Source organism: Paraburkholderia sp. SIMBA_027 (genome assembly GCF_046535315.1).
Classification (GTDB): domain Bacteria; phylum Pseudomonadota; class Gammaproteobacteria; order Burkholderiales; family Burkholderiaceae; genus Paraburkholderia; species Paraburkholderia tropica.
The window spans coordinates 1-561 of the sequence record NZ_JAWRWY010000082.1; the positions used below are offsets into that span (position 1 = coordinate 1).

At 60.4% G+C, this 561-nt stretch carries 1 protein-coding gene; it reads left to right on the forward strand.

The features are described from left to right. Nucleotides 1–548, forward strand: a 548-nt coding sequence (locus SB764_RS38230; RefSeq protein WP_410866493.1) for an IS6 family transposase, incomplete at its 5' end; no start/stop codon positions are given. Nucleotides 549–561: the final 13 nt, after the last annotated feature.

The following is a 561-nucleotide window of genomic DNA, read 5'->3' on the forward strand; positions in this document are numbered from 1 at the left end:
CTAAGTGCGCCAAGGCGGCGCGGCGCAAGCCAGCCAACACCTGGCATTTAGACGAGATGTTCGTGACGCTACGCGGCGAGCCGTATCTGTTGTGGCGAGCGGTTGACGAGCATGGTGCTGAACTGGACGTGCTGGTGCAAAAGCGGCGCGACAAGGCTGCGGCAAAGCGCTTCTTCCTGAGGATGCTGCGTTCAAACCCGGTGCCGCGCAAGATCGTCACCGACCAGTTGCGCAGCTATCCGGCGGCGAAGGCTGATATCCCTGAGCTTGCTCGGGTGAAGCACGTGTTCGTCAAAGCGGCCGCACGGGTAAATAACCGCGCCGAGAACAGCCACCAGCCAACCCGTAGGCGCGAACGCCAGATGTGTGGCTTTCGCGATGCGCGTCGCACGCAGGCTTTTCTTTCATGCTTCGGCCCGATCCGTCAGCACTTCGCGCTTCCAAGGCATCAGATGAACGCTGCACGTCATCGTGCCATACTTCAAGAACGCCTCGGCACATGGCGCGCTTGGACTCTTTCCGCCGCAAGCGAGACCGTTATCTGTTAAGGATAACTACGCG